Source organism: Peribacillus sp. NPDC097895, from assembly GCF_050277555.1.
Classification (GTDB): Bacteria; Bacillota; Bacilli; order Bacillales; family DSM-1321; genus Peribacillus.
In genome coordinates, this window is record NZ_JBNNSH010000003.1 from 381,514 (window position 1) to 402,090 (window position 20,577).

The window sequence follows — 20,577 nt, forward strand, 5'->3', positions numbered from 1 at the left end:
GGTTACACCTCCACATCATAAGGCTGATAATCTTTTCTAAGGGGATACCCTTTCCAATCATCACCAAGTAAAATCCTCTTTAAATCAGGGTGTTCCTGAAAATTAATACCTAATAAATCATACGCCTCACATTCCGGCCAATTGGCTCCTGACCATAATGGAACCAATGATGGAATAGCGGGAGAATCCCTGTCCAGCCTCACCTTCAAGGCAACTGATTGATTCATGTTGAACGAGTGCAAATGCACATAAACTTCCATGTGGGTTTCAAAATCCGTTCCATGAAGTTCCGATAAATACGAAAAGTTAAGCTGTTCATCATATCGAAGGAATTTCGCTATTAAGAAATATGTATCCGGATTAGCTACAATTGTGGGTACATCTTTTGATAGTCTATTAATATAGTGGTCTATTAATGCCTCTTGTCCCACATTCCTTTCAATAGCATGAACAATTTGATCGAGTTTGGCCTGGTTTGGGGAGGGTTCATCTGGAATATGATCTTCCTTGCTTTCCTTTACAATATTCCTGGCCTTTGCAACAGCAGCAGCTTTCGCTTTGGCTACTGCAATTGCCTTTGCCTTCGCTTTTTCAAGATCATCATCATTATCCCTGGATTCCTGTTTTCGAGCCAGAGCTGCCGCTTTCGCCTTGGCTGCTGCGGCCGCCTTTTGTTTCGCCAGATCCAGTTCACCTTCCGGCTTTTCGACCGCTTCCTCCTTCGCCTTTTTCCGGGCCAGAGCTGCCGCTTTCGCCTTGGCTGCTGCGGCCGCCTTTTGTTTCGCCAGATCCAGTTCACCTTCCAGCTTTTCGACCGCTTCCTCCTTCGCCTTTTTCCGAGCCAGAGCTGCCGCTTTCGCCTTGGCTGCTGCGGCCGCCTTTTGTTTCACCAGATCCAGTTCACCTTCCGGCTTTTCAACGGCTTCCTCCTTTGCCTTCTTCCGGGCTAGAGCTACAGCTTTCGCCTTGGCTGCTGCGGCCGCCTTTTGTTTCACCAGATCCAGTTCACCTTCCGGCTTTTCCGTCGCTTCCTCCTTTGCCTTCTTCCGGGCCAGAGCTACAGCTTTCGCCTTGGCTGCTGCGGCCGCCTTTTGTTTCATCAGATCCAGTTCACCTTCCGGCTTTTCAACGGCTTCCTCCTTTGCATGTTTTCGGGCAAGTGCGGAGGCCTTCGCCTTAGCCGCCGCCTCTTTCTTTTGTTGGGCTAAGTCTTGCTTCTCGCTCATCTATATCACCCGCTTTCCGGTTTTCGCCTCGTAACGGATTTTCTCTTTTAATTTATTGATTCCATATATAAGTGCTGCCGGGTTTGGGGGACACCCCGGAATATATACATCGACAGGTACTATTTGATCTACTCCTTTGACCACCGAGTAGGATTTCACATAGGGTCCACCTGCTGTAGCACAGGATCCCATTGCAATTACCCATTTCGGTTCAGGCATTTGATCGTACAATCTACTTATTATCGGAGCCATTTTTTTCGTTACCGTTCCTGAGACAATCATGACATCCGATTGTCTTGGTGATGTCCTGAAAAATGAACCAAAACGATCCAAATCATAATGTGAGGAGCCCACACCCATCATTTCAATTGCACAGCATGCTAAACCGAAAGTCATTGGCCAGAGTGAATTACTTCTAGCCCAGCCCTTTATTTGTTCAAGTGTCGATAAAAAAATACTGTGACGCATTTCTTCCATTTCTGCGGGAGTAAGTTCGTCTAATTTCAATTCCATTTTAACACCTTCTTTTTCCAAGCATAGATTAGTCCCAACATAAGGATAAGAACAAAAAATAGCATTTCAATCAGTGCAAACAATCCGAGCTCATCATAAGCGACCGCCCATGGGTATAGAAAAACCGTTTCTACGTCAAATATGACGAACATCAAGCCGAATAAGTAGTATCTGACATTGAATTGAACTCTCGAATCCTGAAAAGGCTCGATTCCACTTTCATAAGTCGTATATTTCATATCTGTCGGTTTATGGGGCCTAAGCAGTCTGCCAAGAAATAATGCAATCACTGGTAATGAAATGCCGAGACAAAGAAAAACAAATACAATTAAATAATTATTTTGGTAAATATGCAGTTGTCCCATATTCATCTCCCTTTATGGATAAATCATGTTTAATGGGTACATTTTAATTTTGCTTGTCTTCTTTTTTTTGTAGGATACCGTTTTAAATATTTATGCAGGGTAACAATCTTTTAGAAGCATACGTGACAGGAGGAGGTGTGAAGTAATATATGTAAGCGTATACATTATAACATCAAAATAATGGTATGTCGATGAGACTAGGGTATATATGGAAAATACTTTTTTTTATAATTCGATAATATTTTCAAATCTTCCGCAAATCATTTCGACATTCCATGACAAAAAACTTCAAAACTTTTTTGAAGAATAAAAAAACACCTGATCTTACCACGAATGGTTTGATCAGGTGTTTCTTCATTTAAAATTATCGCATTTCTGCAATTTGGATACGGTTGATTGCACGTTTAAGCGCTAAATCAGCTCTTTTGGCATCATTTGATCCATCATTGTTCTGCAATCTTTGTTCCGCACGTGCTTTTGCTTCTTGAGCTCGTGCAAGATCGATAGTTTCAGCTCTTTCAGCAGATTGAGCCAAAATGGTTACCACATCAGGGCGAACTTCCAAGAAGCCACCGTTTACAGCTACATAGTCTGTGTTGCTTCCATTTTTAAGACGGACAGCACCGATGGTAAGAGGAGCTACAGTTGGAACGTGTCCAGCCATAATTCCCAGCTCACCACTTTTAGCTTTAGTGCTTACCATTTCAACTTCTGCATCATATACTGGGCCATCGGGAGTAACAACATTGACTTTAATGGTCTTCATTTCATTCCCTCCTAGGTCCCTTTAATTAAGCCATTTCTTTTGCTTTAGCAACAACTTCTTCAATGCGACCAACTAGACGGAAAGCATCTTCAGGAAGTTCGTCATATTTTCCAGCTAGGATATCTTTGAATCCTTGGACTGTTTCTTTAACTGGTACATAAGATCCTTTTTGACCAGTAAATTGTTCAGCCACGTGGAAGTTTTGTGACAAGAAGTTTTGAATTCTACGAGCACGGCCAACGATTACTTTTTCGTTTTCGCTTAACTCGTCCATACCCAAGATCGCAATAATATCTTGAAGTTCTTTATATTTCTGTAAAGTTGATTGTACTTGACGAGCTACTTTATAGTGCTCAGCTCCAACGACTTCTGGGCTAAGAGCACGAGAAGAAGAAGCCAATGGATCAACTGCTGGGTAGATACCCATTTCAGAAAGTTTACGCTCAAGGTTAGTTGTTGCATCTAAGTGAGCGAAAGTAGTAGCTGGAGCCGGATCCGTATAGTCATCGGCAGGTACATAGATCGCTTGAATAGATGTAACAGAACCTTTATTAGTTGATGTGATACGTTCTTGTAATTGACCCATTTCTGTAGCAAGGGTTGGTTGGTAACCTACCGCTGAAGGCATACGGCCTAGAAGGGCAGAAACCTCTGAACCTGCTTGAGTGAAACGGAAGATGTTATCGATGAAGAAAAGAACGTCTTGTCCTTGTTCGTCACGGAAATATTCAGCCATAGTCAAACCACTTAGAGCTACACGCATACGTGCACCTGGTGGCTCGTTCATTTGTCCGAATACCATCGCTGTTTTCTTAATAACACCAGAATCAGTCATCTCGTAGAAAAGGTCATTTCCTTCACGAGTACGCTCACCTACACCAGCGAATACAGAGATACCGCCGTGCTCTTGTGCGATGTTATTAATAAGTTCTTGGATAAGTACAGTTTTACCAACACCGGCACCACCGAAGAGACCGATTTTACCACCTTTGATGTAAGGTGCAAGTAAATCTACTACTTTAATACCCGTTTCAAGAATTTCAACTGTTGTTGATAAATCCTCAAAAGTGGGTGCTTGTCTGTGAATTGGATCACGACGCACTTCTGCTGTAAGTGGTTCAAATAGGTCAATGTTTTCCCCTAATACGTTGAAAACGCGGCCTAGAGTTACTTCACCTACAGGAACGGAAATTGGAGCTCCTGTATCAACAGTCTCTGCACCACGAGTTAAACCATCCGTGGAAGACATTGCTACAGTACGAACTGTATTATCACCTAGTTGAAGGGCTACTTCAAGAGTTAGTCCTGTACCAGACGCTGTATTTTCGATTCTTAACGCGTTATAGATCTTAGGAAGTTGTCCGTCTTCGAATTTCACGTCAACAACCGGACCCATAACTTGAGTAACGCGTCCTATATTCATCGTTTTCCCTCCTAACGTTGCTTATAACGACAATCAAGTTTATGGAACGGCCAAGCATCGTCCGAGCGACCGTCCCTTTAATAATTTTATTCTAAAGCTGCTGCACCGCCAACAATTTCCGTGATTTCTTGAGTAATTGCTGCCTGACGTGCACGGTTATATTGCAATGAAAGTGAATCAATCAATTCTTTTGCATTATCGGTTGCATTTTTCATTGCAGTCATACGTGCAGAGTGCTCACTTGCTTTACCATCTAACAAAGCACCATAAATTAAACTTTCTGCGTACTGAGGTAGTAATACCTCAAGAATTTCTTCTGCATTCGGTTCAAATTCATAAGAAGTCAATTTTGCATTGGAAGTATTAAAGTCAGCTAAAGGAAGGACTTGCGTTTCCGTTACTTCCTGCTGGATTGGGCTGACATAATGGTTATAGTACATATAAAGCTCATCACACAGTTCATTCAAATACAAATTAACTGTTGATTTAGCAAGGGAGCTAATGTCAGCGAAAGACGGCTGATCAGGAACACCAATTACTTCAAGCTCTACGTGCATATTACGGCTGACAAAGAAATCACGGCCAACCCTTCCGATTGCGATAATGACGAACTCATCATTGGATTTATGGCGTTCAAGAATAGTTTTATGAACGTGGCGAAGGATACTACTGTTGTATGCTCCTGCCAATCCGCGGTCCGATGTGATTACCAGGTAACCGGTTTTCTTCACTGGACGTGAGACAAGCATTGGATGCGTTGCACCCGTACTTCCGTTCGCAATACTTGATACTACTTCTTGAATTTTTTCCATATATGGAACATATGCTTTAGCATTAGCTTCAGCACGGTTCATTTTAGAAGCAGATACCATCTGCATCGCTTTTGTAATTTGACTCGTCTTTTTCGTTGAAGTAATCCGAGACTTAATATCGCGTAAAGAGGCCATTCATTCTCACCACCCTTTATAAATTAGTTAGACCTTATTATTCAGAAATAACGAAGTTCTTTTTGAACTCGTTAATTGCAGCAACGATAGCAGCGTCTTCAGGAAGACCTTTAGTTGTGCGAATGTGATCTAATAATTCTGGATGAGAACGATCTAGGAACACATAGTATTCTTCTTCAAAACGAAGGATATCCGATACCGGAATATCATCTAAATGACCTTTAGTTAATGCATAGAAAATCATGACTTGTTTTTCAACTTTAATTGGTTTATTTAGATCTTGCTTAAGAACTTCAACTGTACGAGCACCACGGTTAAGTTTTGCTTGAGTAGCAGCATCAAGATCAGAACCAAATTGAGAGAATGCTTCCAATTCACGATAAGAAGCTAAGTCTAGACGTAATGTACCAGCAACTTTTTTCATCGCTTTAATTTGTGCAGATCCACCAACACGGGATACGGAAAGACCAGCGTTAATCGCAGGACGTACACCTGAGAAGAACAAATCAGATTGTAAGAAGATTTGTCCATCAGTGATGGAAATAACGTTTGTTGGAATGTAAGCAGAGATATCGCCTGCTTGTGTTTCAACAAATGGAAGAGCAGTAATTGAACCAGCACCTAAAGTGTCATTCAATTTAGCTGCACGCTCAAGTAAGCGTGAGTGCAAGTAGAATACATCCCCAGGGAATGCTTCACGACCTGGAGGACGGCGAAGAAGCAAGGAAAGTTCACGGTATGCTGATGCTTGTTTAGAAAGATCATCATATACCACTAAAACATGCTTGCCAGAGAACATAAACTCTTCACCCATAGTCACACCAGCATATGGAGCTAGGTATAAAAGTGGTGCTGGTTGAGAAGCTGATGCAGAGACAACAATTGTGTAATCTAGTGCACCATTTTTACGTAGTGTCTCAACTGTTCCACGAACTGTTGATTCTTTTTGACCAATTGCAACATAAATACAGATCATGTCTTGGTCAGCTTGGTTAAGGATTGTATCGATCGCAACTGATGTTTTACCAGTTTGACGGTCACCAATGATTAACTCACGTTGTCCACGTCCGATTGGTACTAGAGCATCGATAGCTTTAATCCCTGTTTGTAATGGCTCATGAACAGATTTACGGTCCATAACACCTGTAGCAGGGCTTTCGATTGGACGAGTTTTTGTTGTAGCGATTGGACCAAGACCATCCAAAGGTTGTCCTAGCGGATTCACGACACGTCCGATTAATTCTTCTCCAACTGGTACTTCCATGATTCTTCCTGTACGGCGTACTTCACTGCCTTCTTGAATGTCTCTGAATGGTCCAAGAATAACAACACCTACGTTATTTTGCTCAAGGTTTTGTGCCAATCCCATTGAACCATTAGAAAATTCTAAGAGCTCCCCAGCCATTGCATTATCTAAACCATGAACGCGAGCGATACCATCACCAACAGTGATTACTGTACCAACATCGCTTACTTTAATTTCCGACTGATAGTTTTCAATCTGCTTTTTAATCAGCGCACTGATTTCTTCAGCTTTGATGCTCATGAATTTCACCCCTATCTGTGAATATTAACCTAATAGTTGTTTGCTAAGGCGATCAAGCTTCCCTCTTATCGTTCCGTCATAAATACGGTTGCCGATTTGAAGTTTGATGCCGCCAAGAATATTGCTATCCGTAACATTAGTGATACGCAAATTTCGTTTGCCGATTTTTGCAGCAAAAGCTGAAGACACAGCTTCCGCTTCAGCTTCAGTTAAAGGATTAACTGTATAAACAGTCGCATCCGCAACTGAATTTTCTTCGTTCGCAAGTTCAATGAACTCTTGTGCCATAGCAGTCACTTCATTTGTACGATGACGCTCCACCATTAACATTACAGTGTTTTGAACGGAAGATGATAGACTTGCAAATGCATTAGCCAACACTTCACGTTTTGCATCGCTTGTCATTTTAGGATGAGCCAAAAAACCTAAAAGCTCTTTATCTTTTGTAAAAACTTCATTCACTATGCGAAGCTCTTCTTCAAGTTGGTTAATGAGATTTTGCTCTTTCGCAATTTGGAAAAGAGCTACAGCATAACGTCCTGCTACAGTTATATCGCTCATTTACCTTCTCCTGCCTCTTGAATATATTCATTGATTAGTTTTTCTTGATCAGCTGATGAAAGTTCTTTCTCAATCACCTTAGAGGCGATCATAACAGATAATGAAGCTACTTGCTCGCGTAAGGCGGCAACTGCTTTTTCTCTCTCTTGAACGATTTCACGTTTTGCTGATTCTTTAACACGTTCAGCCTCTGCACGCGCTTGATTAATAATATCTTCGCGTTGTGCTTCACCTTGTTGCTTAGCATTCTCTATAAGTTGTCCCGCTTCAGTGCGAGATTGTTTTACTATTTCACGCTGTTCTTCTAAATATTTCAGTGCTTCTTTTCTACTAACTTCAGCTGCTTCAATTTCATTCGCAACATGCTCTTCACGTTCTTTCATGATGCCCATTAGCGGACCCCATGCAAACTTCTTAAGCAACGCTAACAAAATAATAAAGATTACAAGCTGGTATATGATATCCCCACCATTAAAGTGGGCTGCTCCAAGAACAAAATTGCTTGTTAACACGCTCGGTTCACTCCCTTCATGAGATTCACTATTGAAGTTCTGTATTTTCGATTGACAGTATCACTGTCATAAATGTTCACTTTAACACAGAGCAATGGCGAAGGGTCTCCTTGGATCATCTTCGCCATTATTGAACTTTTTCAAGTTATCTTATTTACCCATTACAATAAACGCGATAACTACAGCGATGATTGGAAGTGCCTCAACTAACGCAATACCAACGAACATTGTAGTTTGAAGCATACCACGAGCTTCTGGCTGACGAGCCATTCCTTCAATTGTACGCCCAACGATAAGACCATTACCAATACCCGCACCTAGTGCACCTAATCCAACTGCGATAGCAGCAGCTATAAGACCTAAAGAACCTGTCATGATAAATTTCCTCCTTGAAATGTTGTTTTATTTTTTCATCAATATAATGTTCAAAATGAACAATATTTATAATTAATGGTCGTCACTTACTTTATGGGAAAGATAAACCATCGTTAACATAGTAAAGATAAAAGCTTGAATGGAGCCGACAAAGATACTAAATCCTTCCCAAGCTAACATTGGTAATGCAGCAGTGGCTGCACCCACAACACTACTTGTTCCTAGTCCAGCAAGTAAAGTTAATAGTAACTCACCCGCATAAATATTCCCGTAAAGCCGCAATCCTAGAGTTAACGTATTAGCGAACTCCTCAATAATCTTTAACGGAAACAAGAAACCCATTGGTTGGACATAAGTTTTGGCATAATTTTTCATGCCTCTCATCTTGATACCATAATAATGAGTTAAACCCATTACCATAACTGCCAAGGTTAAAGTTATTGCTGGATCTGATGTAGGTGATTTCCACCAAAGTTCATGCCCTATTACAATCGAGAACGGCAATCCTAACATGTTTGAAACAAATACGTACAATATTAATGTCATTCCCAACATAAGGAACTGACCACCCGTACGCCAATCCATATTGCTGTTGATGATGTTTTTCACAAAATCCATAACCCATTCGATAAAGTTTTGGATTCCTGTTGGCTTCATCGCAAGTTTTCGAGTTGCTGCTACAGCAATAATGAAGACAATGAGACTTGCGATAGTCATCATAAGAACATTAGCCAAGTTGAAATGTATTCCAGTATCCATAAATTCCCACATAGGAGCTTCATGATTCAACAGTATTCACCTCTCTTCTTTACTACCTACGTATGTTTTGCATAAAATAATCTATCATAATGACAAAGTAAACTGTCATTAATCCCACTACCACGCAGACCACTTGAAACTCGTCAGGATATCTCAATGCAATAATTGCAGCTAAACCCGCTACAGACATTCTAGTTAAACTACCAAGAGAGCGCGTTTTCTTACCTTCGGCAACCTCTTGAGCAAACTTTTTGTTTTTCTTGACCATTGACCAGAATATAAATAGGCTGAAGGCAGTTCCAAGCAATAATCCTTGGAAGACTGAATCATGTGAAGTGAAGCCCACCCCAAGTACATAAATACCCATTAAATACAACATGTATTTTAGCTGCCTATTGAACATTTTTTCCAATTCTAGCATTTTGTCATGTAATCTCCCTAGAAATATTGTAGTATCTATGTTTAGCTAGGAGAATTTGCCCGTAACAAGTCCAAATAGAAGGTCAAAAACTTACTTCTATTTGACACGTTATTGACGTATGAAACCCCTCTCATTTTACATCCTTAGTTAGCATACAATAGGCAAGAATCAATGTCAATGAGTGGTTAGTGAAATTTGTCACAGGTTTGTAATTATTAACGAATTGTTCACAAATTATCTTTTTTATACTATTGACATCCATTTTATTTTACTTATTGCTCTCTGTTCACTCAATAAGTAACGTCTTTTCTACCCGATCTTCCCTTCCATCCCTTCTCGCAAAGATTATCGCTTTATACATTCCTTTTGGCGGTAAGTTCTTCCTCAATACATCTTTTTTGATCAAACCTGAGGGTGCCGGTCTCGACCAATCCAAATATCCAACGAATTTCAAGCTATCTTCCTCATAAAGGGCAATCCCGAATTCCTCAGCCCCCCGAGGCAGGTACATTTCATATCGATATGTGCCCGCTTTGTCTCCTTGGCCAAAGTCAAACCCCATTACCCTCGGATAATCTGGCTCTTCCTTTACATATAAATAAGGAAGGGAAATTTTTTTCGTTCCTTCCATTATAATAAGGTAACCATCAAAGACCCCTTTTCTAAGTTCGGCCGGGTTAACTTGCAGCCCCACTTTAATCTTTTTCTTTTCCTTCGGTTTCAAAGTGAGGGATTTCGGCAATTCCCAAGTGAGTCCTCTCTCTTTTAATGGAACCATAAAAGAGTAATTCCTCACCTGCTTTCCTGTGTTTTCAATGACTATCGTTTCATGATGCTCTTCAATTCCTTCTTTTTTCGTATACATCCCAAAGGATAAGGAGCTTGGATTCAAGAGCGTATCCGCTTTTAATGCTTCATCAATCCGGATGCGGCCAGCTCCCTGTTCATATGTGTGATAAAATTGATTGGCCGTTTTCTTTAATGGCTTGGAAGTGCTCATCAATGCTGATTTGACTTGATCAGGAGTCCATTCCGGGTGTTTTTGCAAGATTAAAGCGCACGCACCTGCAACATGCGGTGCAGACATACTTGTACCATCAAGGGACATATATCCCTTAGGAATGGTGCTTTCGATCTCCACTCCCGGAGCCAACACATCCGGCTTTATTCCCCACGATACGGTTACAGGGCCTCTAGAGCTAAAATCGGCGAGTCTATCTTGCTCGTTTTTATAAACAAATTGAACGGTTTTGCTATGCTTTTGCTTCAGGAACTTCTTAAGAAGCATTCCATCCCTTCTATTAATAGAAGCTGCCGGGATGTTCATTTTTTTCTCTAAACTTCCAGTGAATGTACCGCTTGTATTATTATAGATAATTACACCTTTTGCACCTGCCTTTTGTGCATTGGATACTTTCTGCTGAAAGGTGAGGATACCTCGTTCCATCAACACAATCTTACCCTGAACATCCTTCAGATCTTTTTCATTCCCGAGTCCCCCGTATATCACATCTTCAGAAAACGTCAGGTTCCATTTCTTAGAACCTTGAAATAAAGTTAAATGGGTTTGATACTTTTTTGAACCGAGTCCGTAAATCATATATGGAACCTTTAAGGGGGGAGTCGATGCTCCAACGGAAATCGCTTTTTCCGCTGTACCGGGCGACCCGACGGTCCATACAGCAGGACCGGAATTCCCATTTGATGTCACGGCAACGATGCCGCTTTCGACTGCCTTATTCAACGCAAGAGATATCGGTAAATCCGGCCCATTCACGTTATTTCCAAGAGAGAGGTTCAATACATCCACTTTATCCTTCATTGCTGACTCAATAGCTGTCAAGACTTGTTCTGTATCTCCTGCACCACCCGGTCCCAATGCCCGATATGCATATATCTCCGCATCTGGAGCGACGCCTTTCATTTTTCCATTGGCTGCTATGATACCGGCCACATGAGTTCCATGTAATGTATCTAGATCTCCTTGATTTTTGGTCTCCATCGGATCTTCATCGTCATCAACCAGATCTTTACCTCCTTTATAAGCACGTTGTAAATCCGGATGTGAATAATCAATCCCTGTATCGATAATTCCTACTTTTATCCCTTTCCCTGTGATTCGACGGTTCTCCTTATCAAAGAAGCCCCTCACTCTGTCTCCTCCTATGTATGGGACACTTTCATCCAATACGGCATGATACATGGATACTTCAGTTACAGTCTGAATATTATTCTCCTTTTTGAGTCGTTCTATTTCATACATTTTTCCATGCAGGGAAAATCCATTCAGGGCAACCGAATAAACAGTCCGTAATTGAAGGGATGGATATTTTTCAAGCAGTTTATTGATCCTTTTTTGTTGAAACGCTTTATCCATCGTGACGACAACCGTTACTTTCTTGGATTCGGATAGTTTTGGTAAGGGCGGCAGAATGACGGAGGCTACTCCCTTTTCATTTGAATAAATAAACATAAAAAGGAAAACAAACACTATGAACCTTTTCTTTCCCAACATAATCATCATCCCCTTAGCAGTTATCTTTTCTCAACAGCCTTGGAGTATGCAAATAAAAAAGGAAAAGCCGCATGGCTTTTCCTTTTTTATGAGTCAAATCTAGTTGGTGGCACTTTTACTTGCTTAAAATAGTAACGGATGGCTTCAGCTATGCGGACCGAAGCATTTCCGTCCCCATATGGGTTTGAAGCCTTTGCCATTTTTTTGTGCTCTTCTTGATTGGTAAGCAATTCATGTGCCATATTAAATATGGTCTGTTCATCAGTACCCGCCAGCCTTAAAGTTCCAGCCAATATCCCCTCTGGTCGTTCAGTCGTATCCCTTAAAACAAGAACGGGTACACCAAGTGATGGAGCCTCCTCTTGGATTCCTCCAGAATCGGTCAAAATCAAATAGGCTCTTGAAGCGAAGTTATGAAAATCCAATACATCCAGCGGCTCGATCAAATGAACACGCGGATCGTCCCCGAGAATTTCGTTTGCTAATTCTTGAACAAGAGGATTTAAATGGACAGGATATACCACTTGTATGTCATCATGCTCGGCAATGATTCTTTTGACTGCCCTGAAGATATTCTTCATGGGTTCCCCTAGATTTTCTCTGCGATGAGCGGTAAGTAAAATGAGCTTGTCCTCTCCCAATCCATTTAAAACAGGATGGGAATAAGTAGAGCGTACAGTCGTTTTTAAAGCATCGGTTGCCGTATTTCCCGTCACGAAGATATTGTCTCTCTTGTTTTCATTCAGCAAATTCTCTTCCGCTTTTGAAGTGGGCGCAAAGTGTAAATCCGCCATTGTACCGGTAAGCTGTCGATTCATCTCTTCCGGGTATGGAGAATACTTATTCCAAGTGCGTAGCCCAGCTTCTACATGTCCAATGACGATCTGATTATAAAAAGCAGCAAGGCTTGCGACAAACGTTGTAGTTGTATCACCATGGACAAGAACAATATCAGGTTTAGCTTCCTTCATTATGGAATCCAGACCACTTAATGCTCTTGTTGTAATATCAGCTAGCGTTTGCCTTTCTTTCATTATGTTCAAATCATAGTCTGGTTGTATGGAAAATAATTCGAGAACTTGATCTAACATTTGGCGATGCTGAGCCGTAACAGCAACGACCGGATTGAAATATTCTGGGTGTTTTTGAAATTCGAGTACTAAGGGAGCCATTTTTACAGCTTCTGGTCTCGTCCCGAAAATTGTCATGACCTTTATCGGTTTGTTCATTCGTGACACCTCAGTTTCTTTCCTTTATTTTGTGCCGAATAAACGATCTCCCGCGTCTCCAAGACCTGGAACGATATAACCATGTTCATTCAGTTTTTCGTCAAGTCCTGCAATATAAATATCTACATCCGGATGGGCCTCTTTTAATGCTTCCACACCTTCTGGTGCTGCAATCAAACACATGAATTTAATATTGACTGCACCGCGCTTTTTAATAGAATGGATCGCTTCGATGGCAGAACCGCCTGTAGCTAACATCGGGTCAACGACAATGCATTCTCTTTCTGCCAAATCACTCGGCATTTTCGCATAATATTCAACAGGTTTCAATGTTTCCGGATCACGGTAAAGACCAACATGGCCAACCTTTGCAGCAGGAATCAATTTAATGATCCCGTCCACCATCCCTATGCCCGCTCGTAAAATCGGGACGATCCCCACTTTTTTACCAGAAAGCATTTTCACTTTGGCCGTGCTTACCGGTGTTTGGATTTCCACCTCTTCGAGCGGCATATCCCTTGTGATTTCAAATGCCATCAATGATGCAACTTCATCCACTAGTTCGCGGAATTCTTTTGTTCCTGTATTTATATCACGTATATAGGCTAATTTGTGTTGAATTAACGGGTGATCGAAAACATAAACTTTTCCCATTTAGCATCTCTCCAATTCCATTGCTTAGTTTTGCGCTTTTTTATGATTTCCCTAATTGAATAGAAAAATATTCGTGTCGTTTAAAATTCACTTCAACCTATTTTACAGAAAAACGTTTAAATCTTCAATAAAGGTTTAGATGTCAGACCTATTTTCACTATTCGGATTCTTCTAACACATTGACCTTCCAGAAGGTACATAAAAAAACCGCTCCCTTTAAATGGGAGCGGCTCCGATATTACAATGAAGGATATAATTCAAATTTGTTCGTTAATGATTCAACACGCTGTTTTGCTTCTTCAAGTGTAGCTGCATCTTCATTGTTCTTCAGAACAAGTCCGATAATTGACGCTATTTCATCCATGTCTTCCAACCCGAAGCCACGTGATGTCACTGCCGCAGTCCCAATACGAATACCACTAGTAACGAATGGTTTTTCCGGATCATAAGGAATCGCATTTTTGTTAACGGTAATACCGATTTCATCCAAAACGTGTTCTGCAATTTTTCCTGTTAATCCTGTAGATCGTACATCAAGAAGAATTAAGTGATTATCCGTTCCGTCAGAAACAAGGGTGAATCCTTCTTTCTTCAAGCCTTCGCCCAAGCGTTTAGCATTGTCGATGATTTGTTGTGCATACACTTTAAAATCATCTTGAAGCGCTTCGCCGAATGCAACAGCCTTAGCGGATATTACATGCATCAGCGGCCCGCCTTGAATTCCAGGGAAGATGGATTTATCAATTTTCTTACCAAATTCTTCTTTACAGATGATCATCCCTCCGCGTGGTCCGCGAAGTGTTTTATGAGTAGTTGTCGTTACAAAGTCAGCATAAGGAATCGGGCTTTGATGTAATCCCGCCGCAACTAAACCTGCGATATGCGCCATATCGACCATTAAATAAGCCCCAACTTCATCTGCAATTTCACGGAATCGCTTGAAATCAATTTCTCGTGGATATGCACTGGCACCCGCTACGATCAATTTCGGTTTGTGCTGACGTGCTTTTTCCAATACGTCATTGTAATCGATACGGTGATCTTTTTCGTCTACACCATATTCAACAAAATTGTAGTTAACGCCACTGAAGTTAACTGGACTTCCATGTGTTAAGTGACCTCCATGGGAAAGGTTCATTCCAAGCACTGTGTCTCCAGTTTGAAGTACTGTAAAGTAAACGGCCATATTGGCTTGAGCTCCAGAGTGAGGCTGTACGTTCACATACTCCCCGCCGAAAATTTCTTTCGCACGCTCACGTGCTAGATCTTCAACGATGTCGACATACTCACATCCGCCATAGTAGCGTTTTCCAGGGTATCCTTCTGCATACTTATTAGTTAGGACCGACCCTTGCGCTTCCATGACAGCTTCACTCACGAAGTTTTCAGAAGCAATAAGCTCAATTTTACTTCTTTGACGCCCTAATTCCAGTTGAATTGCGTTAAACACTTGCTCATCTTGCTTTGCTAAACGATTCATTCCGTAATTCCTCCTCAAATTGTGCGTGATTCGCTTTTTAGTATTTATGTGCAACATGTCTTCAAAAAGACATGAAAAAGCCTTACCAATAGTTATTAGAAAATTCTATTCCATTTTAACATGTCTATTTTAGAAGTGATAGTCTAATTTTATCGAACATTAAATGTTTTTTTATTTAAAAACGTTCGTATTTAACATCCATTTCAAGCTGAATAGCCCTTTCACCCTATATTTGAGTAGCGAAAAAACCATTCGATTAACGTAAGATAAAAAAATTTTTTCTTGTGAATCTCACTATTAATATTTACATTTTTTTCTTTTTTAACAAATTATACGAAAAACAGCATTCCCCATCCGAGAAATGCTGTCTCACTTACCTATAAGTTTACGTACAACTCTTGTTTTCGGAGCTGTCCCGATAAACGGCTCGCTCTCCGCCGATCAGTTTCGGGCGCGTTTTTGCCATGGTCACATGTGCATGTCCTATTTCTTTAATGGTAGATCGAACAGGAACGGCCACATGTTTCAGATGCATGCCAATGAAGGTGTCCCCAATGTCTATCCCTGCTTCCGCTTTAATATGCTCAACGACCACAGCATCTTTCCATTGTTGATAGGCGTACGTTGCCATCGATCCCCCAGCTGTTCTGACCGGTACCACCGACACTTCTTCATAATCTTTTCGAACCGCCGTTTCTCTTTGTAAAACCAGGGCCCTATTTAGATGCTCGCAACATTGAAAAGCAACAAAAACGCCCGTTTTTTCTTGAAAATCCTTCACTACAGAAAAAATCATCCCCGCAACATCGAGCGTTCCTTCGGTTCCAATTCGCTTCCCGATCACTTCACTTGTACTGCAGCCGATTACCAATAGCTGTTTCTCTCTTAAAGCTGCCTCTTCTTGAAACTCATTCAATAGTATCCGAAACTGGTTTTCCCATATATCAAGCTCGTTTGAAATTGTAGCATCACTTGTCATGAAAACGCCTCCTTTCAATATGAAAACTTGCTGTCGGAAGAAAAGAGAGGTCTCTCTAGCTCTTTTTCCAAAACCTTAACGTTTAGCTGTGTTTCCCTTCATACTCGGCTATCTTACCGATCCTGTTTTGGTGACGCCCACCTTCAAATTCCGAGGTCAGCCATGTTTGTGCAATTTCCCTGGCAAGACCCGGGCCAATTACACGTTCTCCCATTGCCAGCATATTGGTGTCATTATGCTGACGGGTCAATTTCGCACTATAGACATCATGAACCAATGCACATCGTATCCCTTTAACCTTATTCGCTGCAATGCTCATCCCAATTCCCGTACCACAGATTAAAATTCCACGATCAAACTCACCATTTGCTACTTTTTCAGCAACCGGCAGGGCATAATCCGGATAATCCACTGACGTACTGCATTCACAGCCAAAATCCTCAAATGGAATCTGTAACTCATTCATTAAATTCTTTATTTCTTCACGGATATGAATACCACCATGATCCGAAGCAATCGCAACTTTCATCAAAATCCTCCTCTTGCTTTTTATTTGATTTTATTGTGTCACAAAATTATGAAAAGATAAAGGATGGCCGACGTTTTTTAAGTGCATAGAAAAGCAGGAAACCGGCTCAGGTTTCCTGCACGAAAATCTCAAGTGTGAAAGCGAGTAATGGTCCTATTCAATTTTTCCGCTTGCTCTTTAAGTTCCATCGCCGATTTTTCGACGTTTTCCATGACGATTGCTTGCTCGCTCGTCGTAGCCGTTACTTCTTCCGCTCCAGCAGATGTTTCTTCTGCAATCGCAGCCACTTCTTGGGACTGCCTTGATGTTTCCTCTACACTTTCCATTTGAAGGTCAACAAGCTCAGTAATATCTTTTACCGCAGCGACAACATTATGTACCGTTTTTGTCATTCCACGAATCGCTATATCCGTATCGGTCCCTTTTTGGGCTTCTTCATTTGCAGAGATGACCTGATCGTTGATTTGTTTTACAACAGCCTGGACCTCAACTTGAATATCTTGTACCAAGTTCGAAATGCCTTGAACAGCCTTAGCACTTTGATCTGCTAACAAGCGGACTTCTTCAGCGACAACAGCAAACCCTTTTCCATGTTCACCTGCCCGTGCAGCTTCAATGGAAGCATTCAGTGCCAGCAGGTTAGTCTGAGCTGCAATATTGCCGACAAGCTCGATGATTTGTTCCACCTTTTTGGCATTTTCCTCTAAACGCTTGACCGTTTTCAGCGACTGTTGATTTTCTTCAGCCAATTGTTTAATGCCATAAACCAAGGAGTTGACCACCTCCTTACTCTGGATGAGTTCATTAGCCATTTCGCTGGACAATCCAAATGATTCTTGCGCTTTAGTTTGAACCTTTTGGGCAATTGTGATGACATCATCAATGGATTCTGCCGTATTCATGATAGAAGTGGCAGATGTATCCGCCCCTTTTGAAATTTCCTCAATGGTTCTTGCTATATTTTCAGCCTGTTCCGATGCTTTGGAAGATTCTCGAGAGATATGGATGACCTTTTGGTTAGTCTCACGGAAATTATCTTCAATATTTTGAACCATTTCCCGCAGGTTAGAAAGCATATGGTTGAAAGCAGTGCCTAATGAACGGATTTCATCATCCGTCTTCGACAACACGACTTCTTCGTTTATACTTCCCTCTGCCGCACTTAACACAACTTTTTCTAGTCTTTGCAGGGGTTTAGTAATAAGGCTGGCTGCAAAAAATGCAAGAATTCCTGACCACAATATACCTAACATCAGCGTCACTACATTAAAACTTAGCGAACTCATTTTTTCAAAAAACATAGGATGGACCACGAATATGAAAAATGCCGAGGTCGAATAAGTGATCAGAGCAAGGACTGTGATGAAGATAACTAATTTTTTTCGCAAGCCAAACTTATAACGTGTTCTTTCCGCCATTCTTTTTCCCCCTGTAGACTGTTTACTCTTTCAGCCGTATAACTAATTCTTCTATTAACTCTTGCAGTTGTCTGAACGTTTCCCGATAAAGGCCTTCAGAACCACCAAACGGGTCTATTATGTCTCTATCATATTTATCGTCAATAATGAATTCTTTTAAAGTAAACGTCTTATCAATTATTTTGGGGTATGCTCTGGCAATGACTGCTTTATGCCCTTCCGTCATGGTGAAAATATGAGTAGCCCACTCCATTTCCTTCTCGGATAAAGGCGTTGAATGATGGTTATGCACTATATCATATTCAGCCATAACATTTTTAGCATGCATTGAAGCATCTTGGCCGGCTGAAGCATAAACACCGGCGGACTTCACTTCAACACCCGCAATATTCTTATTTTTTAAAATCGCTTCTGCCATGGGGCTTCTGCATGTGTTGCCTGTACATACAAATAATACTCGAATCATTTTAACGCCTCCTTTTTATTCATTATAAGCTATCACCCCAAATCTTCTCCCTTTATTGAGGTTGTCATTAAAAAAAATAAAAACCGCCCCGGTAATCGGAACAGTTGAGGAAGGAAAGATATGAAGTTACATACATTAAAAAGAGAACAATAATTTCAAACCAAATGCACACAGAATGCTTCCTCCGAGTATCTCACTATAAACCCCAAGCAATCCCTGCATTTTTCTTCCAAGCAAAAGCCCTGCCCACGTTAAAAGAGTGGCGGCCAACCCAAAACACAGAATCGTCAAAATCATCCTCGCACCGTAAATTCCAAGGGTCAATCCCACCGAAAAGCTATCCAAGCTTACGCCTAAAGCAAAAATGAATAGACCCTTCCCAACAGGTGCCAGCATCTTATTTTCCCTGCTACCAACTTCACCCTTTTTACCTGGGATAAACATCTGTATGCCAAGAATGATAAGCAATAGACCTCCAGCGTATGTAGCAAAGGTCCCGAATTTTTCTGAGAGGAAACGGCCTGCCCCCATACCAAGCAAGGGCATCCACATATGAAAAATGCCTACTGTCAGCCCTATATAAAGAATTTGCCTCAACCTTAGCTTAAACATTCCCATTCCAAGGCCGACTGAAAAGGCATCCATTCCTAACGCAAATGCCATTATCAATAAGGTGATGATTTCTCCAGCAAATGTATTCATTCCAATCCTCCCTCGGACGTGCCTACTACATGTTATGCATGTCCGAAAAGAATTAGAAGAATAAATCAGTCCTTATTACACATGTTCCTCGATGATTTGATGACCTGCAGCCTTCTCAAGTCGATTCATGATCGCAGCCCCTATTCCTGAATCAGGAAACATTTCACTGAAAATGATATCGACATCCAACTCATCAAATTGTCGTAAAGTATCATATAACCCCGTGGCAATTGTTTGCATGTCCGCTAATGAACCAGGGACAACCACATAATCCGCTTGATATTCCTGTTGATGTTCACGAGCTGTTATGATTCCGACCTTTAACCCGTCACTTCTTTTTTCATCCACAAGCTTTTGAAGGAATGCTCGTTTACCCTTGACTAAGTAAAGAGGGGCTTTCGGAGCATAGTGGGTATATTTCATGCCCGGAGCTTTTGGAGCCGTCTCCTGATTCTTTAAAGCAATATCTTGCCCAACTTCCCCAATGACCGCTTCCAGTTGTTCTAGAGTAACCCCACCAGGCCTTAAAATAACAGGAACTTCCAGTGTGCAATCAAGTACTGTGGATTCTACACCTACACCTGTAGTCCCGCCATCGACTATACCTGCAATTCGGCCCATCAGATCATCTTCGACATGTTTAGCTGAAGTGGGACTCGGTTTCCCTGAAGTATTTGCACTCGGGGCAGCAATGGGCAAATTACTCGTACGAATAAGACTGAGTGCGACCTGATGATCTGGCATTCTTACTGCCACCGTGTCCAATCCCGCAGTCACAAGGTTTGATAGCTGGCCTGGTTTTCGTTTCATGATCAAAGTCAAGGGACCCGGCCAAAATTCTGCCATGAGCCTCCGTGCCTGCTCTGGAATGTCTTCAACAATATCTAACAGCTGGTCTTCAGAGGCTATATGAACGATTAAAGGATTATCACTCGGACGCCCCTTTGCTTCATACACTTTTTTGACCGCCTCGTCACTTTTGGCATTCGCACCTAATCCATAAACGGTCTCTGTAGGAAAAGCAACCACTTGATTAGCCTTTAATAATTCCGCTGATTGTGTAATCTGGGGATAACTTTGTAAATTATCCACATTTTTATCCACTGACCAAACTTTCGTTTTCATTTTAAACACCATCGCCTTTTAACATTTCTTATTTTATATAATCGCTTTTATATGAACGATATTTTC

22 protein-coding genes are annotated in these 20,577 nt (G+C 41.3%); all 22 read right to left on the reverse strand.

Translation table 11 applies throughout. The features are described from left to right. Positions 1-2: 2 nt before the first annotated feature. Positions 3-1,226 (reverse strand): NADH-quinone oxidoreductase subunit C, encoded by a 1,224-nt coding sequence (locus ACQKMH_RS18090; RefSeq protein ID WP_427588843.1) that lies wholly within the window; start codon positions 1,224-1,226, stop codon positions 3-5. Then, positions 1,227-1,739, reverse strand: coding sequence for a NuoB/complex I 20 kDa subunit family protein (locus ACQKMH_RS18095; RefSeq protein WP_427588844.1), 513 nt, complete (start codon positions 1,737-1,739; stop codon positions 1,227-1,229). Beyond that, the gene (locus ACQKMH_RS18100) at positions 1,730-2,104 is read right to left on the reverse strand and encodes an NADH-quinone oxidoreductase subunit A (RefSeq protein WP_427588845.1); all 375 of its coding nucleotides are present in this window, start codon (positions 2,102-2,104) and stop codon (positions 1,730-1,732) included. Before ACQKMH_RS18100 ends, ACQKMH_RS18095 begins: the two co-directional genes overlap by 10 nt. 364 nt (positions 2,105-2,468) lie before the next feature. Beyond that, positions 2,469-2,870, reverse strand: coding sequence for a F0F1 ATP synthase subunit epsilon (locus ACQKMH_RS18105; protein ID WP_427588846.1), 402 nt, complete (start codon positions 2,868-2,870; stop codon positions 2,469-2,471). A gap of 25 nt (positions 2,871-2,895) precedes the next feature. Further along, on the reverse strand, positions 2,896-4,293 hold the full coding sequence (gene atpD, locus ACQKMH_RS18110) for a F0F1 ATP synthase subunit beta (RefSeq protein WP_427588847.1): 1,398 nt from the start codon (positions 4,291-4,293) through the stop codon (positions 2,896-2,898). An 86-nt stretch (positions 4,294-4,379) separates the two neighbouring features. Further along, a complete protein-coding gene (locus ACQKMH_RS18115; RefSeq protein ID WP_377448687.1) occupies positions 4,380-5,240 on the reverse strand; it encodes a F0F1 ATP synthase subunit gamma in 861 nt (286 codons plus the stop codon). Positions 5,241-5,277: 37 nt separating this feature from the next. Then, positions 5,278-6,786, reverse strand: coding sequence for a F0F1 ATP synthase subunit alpha (gene atpA, locus ACQKMH_RS18120; RefSeq protein WP_063234151.1), 1,509 nt, complete (start codon positions 6,784-6,786; stop codon positions 5,278-5,280). 24 nt (positions 6,787-6,810) lie between these two features. Continuing rightward, a complete protein-coding gene (locus ACQKMH_RS18125) occupies positions 6,811-7,347 on the reverse strand; it encodes a F0F1 ATP synthase subunit delta (protein WP_427588848.1) in 537 nt (178 codons plus the stop codon). Continuing rightward, entirely contained in the window at positions 7,344-7,859 is a 516-nt protein-coding gene (gene atpF / locus ACQKMH_RS18130) for a F0F1 ATP synthase subunit B (protein ID WP_377448685.1), read from the reverse strand. The genes ACQKMH_RS18125 and atpF overlap by 4 nt, the downstream gene beginning before the upstream one ends. A gap of 150 nt (positions 7,860-8,009) precedes the next feature. Next, complete coding sequence (gene atpE / locus ACQKMH_RS18135) at positions 8,010-8,234, reverse strand: F0F1 ATP synthase subunit C (protein WP_034315818.1); 225 nt, start codon at positions 8,232-8,234, stop codon at positions 8,010-8,012. A 72-nt stretch (positions 8,235-8,306) separates the two neighbouring features. Beyond that, entirely contained in the window at positions 8,307-9,023 is a 717-nt protein-coding gene (atpB, locus tag ACQKMH_RS18140) for a F0F1 ATP synthase subunit A (protein WP_402943338.1), read from the reverse strand. 22 nt (positions 9,024-9,045) lie between these two features. Beyond that, positions 9,046-9,414, reverse strand: a complete 369-nt coding sequence (locus tag ACQKMH_RS18145; protein ID WP_063234155.1) for an ATP synthase subunit I — start codon at positions 9,412-9,414, stop codon at positions 9,046-9,048. Between the two features lie 286 nt (positions 9,415-9,700). Beyond that, positions 9,701-11,929: a S8 family serine peptidase gene (locus ACQKMH_RS18150; protein ID WP_427588849.1), complete on the reverse strand. Its 2,229-nt coding sequence runs from the start codon at positions 11,927-11,929 to the stop codon at positions 9,701-9,703. Positions 11,930-12,015: 86 nt separating this feature from the next. Further along, positions 12,016-13,158 (reverse strand): non-hydrolyzing UDP-N-acetylglucosamine 2-epimerase, encoded by a 1,143-nt coding sequence (gene wecB / locus ACQKMH_RS18155; protein WP_427588850.1) that lies wholly within the window; start codon positions 13,156-13,158, stop codon positions 12,016-12,018. Positions 13,159-13,182: 24 nt separating this feature from the next. After that, a complete protein-coding gene (gene upp / locus ACQKMH_RS18160) occupies positions 13,183-13,812 on the reverse strand; it encodes a uracil phosphoribosyltransferase (protein WP_034315825.1) in 630 nt (209 codons plus the stop codon). A 238-nt stretch (positions 13,813-14,050) separates the two neighbouring features. After that, positions 14,051-15,292 (reverse strand): serine hydroxymethyltransferase, encoded by a 1,242-nt coding sequence (gene glyA, locus ACQKMH_RS18165; protein WP_427588851.1) that lies wholly within the window; start codon positions 15,290-15,292, stop codon positions 14,051-14,053. Positions 15,293-15,677: 385 nt separating this feature from the next. Next, positions 15,678-16,271, reverse strand: coding sequence for a TIGR01440 family protein (locus ACQKMH_RS18170; protein WP_427588852.1), 594 nt, complete (start codon positions 16,269-16,271; stop codon positions 15,678-15,680). 82 nt (positions 16,272-16,353) lie between these two features. Beyond that, positions 16,354-16,800 carry a ribose 5-phosphate isomerase B gene (rpiB, locus tag ACQKMH_RS18175; RefSeq protein ID WP_427588853.1) on the reverse strand — a complete coding sequence of 149 codons (447 nt, stop codon included), beginning with the start codon at positions 16,798-16,800 and terminating at the stop codon, positions 16,354-16,356. A gap of 128 nt (positions 16,801-16,928) precedes the next feature. Further along, on the reverse strand, positions 16,929-18,218 hold the full coding sequence (locus ACQKMH_RS18180; RefSeq protein WP_427588854.1) for a methyl-accepting chemotaxis protein: 1,290 nt from the start codon (positions 18,216-18,218) through the stop codon (positions 16,929-16,931). A gap of 22 nt (positions 18,219-18,240) precedes the next feature. Continuing rightward, positions 18,241-18,684, reverse strand: a complete 444-nt coding sequence (locus ACQKMH_RS18185; RefSeq protein ID WP_427588855.1) for a low molecular weight protein arginine phosphatase — start codon at positions 18,682-18,684, stop codon at positions 18,241-18,243. A 135-nt stretch (positions 18,685-18,819) separates the two neighbouring features. Then, positions 18,820-19,386: a manganese efflux pump MntP family protein gene (locus tag ACQKMH_RS18190; protein WP_427588856.1), complete on the reverse strand. Its 567-nt coding sequence runs from the start codon at positions 19,384-19,386 to the stop codon at positions 18,820-18,822. Positions 19,387-19,461: 75 nt separating this feature from the next. Next, entirely contained in the window at positions 19,462-20,511 is a 1,050-nt protein-coding gene (locus ACQKMH_RS18195; protein WP_427588857.1) for an L-threonylcarbamoyladenylate synthase, read from the reverse strand. Positions 20,512-20,577: the final 66 nt, after the last annotated feature.

Bases quoted from the DNA above. Each gene is read 5' to 3' on its own strand.
- ACQKMH_RS18190 (WP_427588856.1), bottom strand. From the start codon at position 19,386: ATGAATACATTTGCTGGAGAAATCATCACCTTATTGATAATGGCATTT.
- ACQKMH_RS18195 (WP_427588857.1), bottom strand. From the start codon at position 20,511: ATGAAAACGAAAGTTTGGTCAGTGGATAAAAATGTGGATAATTTACAA.
- upp (WP_034315825.1), bottom strand. From the start codon at position 13,812: ATGGGAAAAGTTTATGTTTTCGATCACCCGTTAATTCAACACAAATTA.
- ACQKMH_RS18185 (WP_427588855.1), bottom strand. From the start codon at position 18,684: ATGATTCGAGTATTATTTGTATGTACAGGCAACACATGCAGAAGCCCC.
- glyA (WP_427588851.1), bottom strand. From the start codon at position 15,292: ATGAATCGTTTAGCAAAGCAAGATGAGCAAGTGTTTAACGCAATTCAA.
- ACQKMH_RS18095 (WP_427588844.1), bottom strand. From the start codon at position 1,739: ATGGAATTGAAATTAGACGAACTTACTCCCGCAGAAATGGAAGAAATG.
- ACQKMH_RS18125 (WP_427588848.1), bottom strand. From the start codon at position 7,347: ATGAGCGATATAACTGTAGCAGGACGTTATGCTGTAGCTCTTTTCCAA.
- ACQKMH_RS18180 (WP_427588854.1), bottom strand. From the start codon at position 18,218: ATGGCGGAAAGAACACGTTATAAGTTTGGCTTGCGAAAAAAATTAGTT.
- ACQKMH_RS18145 (WP_063234155.1), bottom strand. From the start codon at position 9,414: ATGCTAGAATTGGAAAAAATGTTCAATAGGCAGCTAAAATACATGTTG.
- ACQKMH_RS18105 (WP_427588846.1), bottom strand. From the start codon at position 2,870: ATGAAGACCATTAAAGTCAATGTTGTTACTCCCGATGGCCCAGTATAT.
- ACQKMH_RS18170 (WP_427588852.1), bottom strand. From the start codon at position 16,271: ATGACAAGTGATGCTACAATTTCAAACGAGCTTGATATATGGGAAAAC.
- ACQKMH_RS18115 (WP_377448687.1), bottom strand. From the start codon at position 5,240: ATGGCCTCTTTACGCGATATTAAGTCTCGGATTACTTCAACGAAAAAG.
- ACQKMH_RS18150 (WP_427588849.1), bottom strand. From the start codon at position 11,929: ATGTTGGGAAAGAAAAGGTTCATAGTGTTTGTTTTCCTTTTTATGTTT.
- atpA (WP_063234151.1), bottom strand. From the start codon at position 6,786: ATGAGCATCAAAGCTGAAGAAATCAGTGCGCTGATTAAAAAGCAGATT.
- rpiB (WP_427588853.1), bottom strand. From the start codon at position 16,800: ATGAAAGTTGCGATTGCTTCGGATCATGGTGGTATTCATATCCGTGAA.
- ACQKMH_RS18100 (WP_427588845.1), bottom strand. From the start codon at position 2,104: ATGGGACAACTGCATATTTACCAAAATAATTATTTAATTGTATTTGTT.
- wecB (WP_427588850.1), bottom strand. From the start codon at position 13,158: ATGAACAAACCGATAAAGGTCATGACAATTTTCGGGACGAGACCAGAA.
- ACQKMH_RS18090 (WP_427588843.1), bottom strand. From the start codon at position 1,226: ATGAGCGAGAAGCAAGACTTAGCCCAACAAAAGAAAGAGGCGGCGGCT.
- atpD (WP_427588847.1), bottom strand. From the start codon at position 4,293: ATGAATATAGGACGCGTTACTCAAGTTATGGGTCCGGTTGTTGACGTG.
- atpE (WP_034315818.1), bottom strand. From the start codon at position 8,234: ATGACAGGTTCTTTAGGTCTTATAGCTGCTGCTATCGCAGTTGGATTA.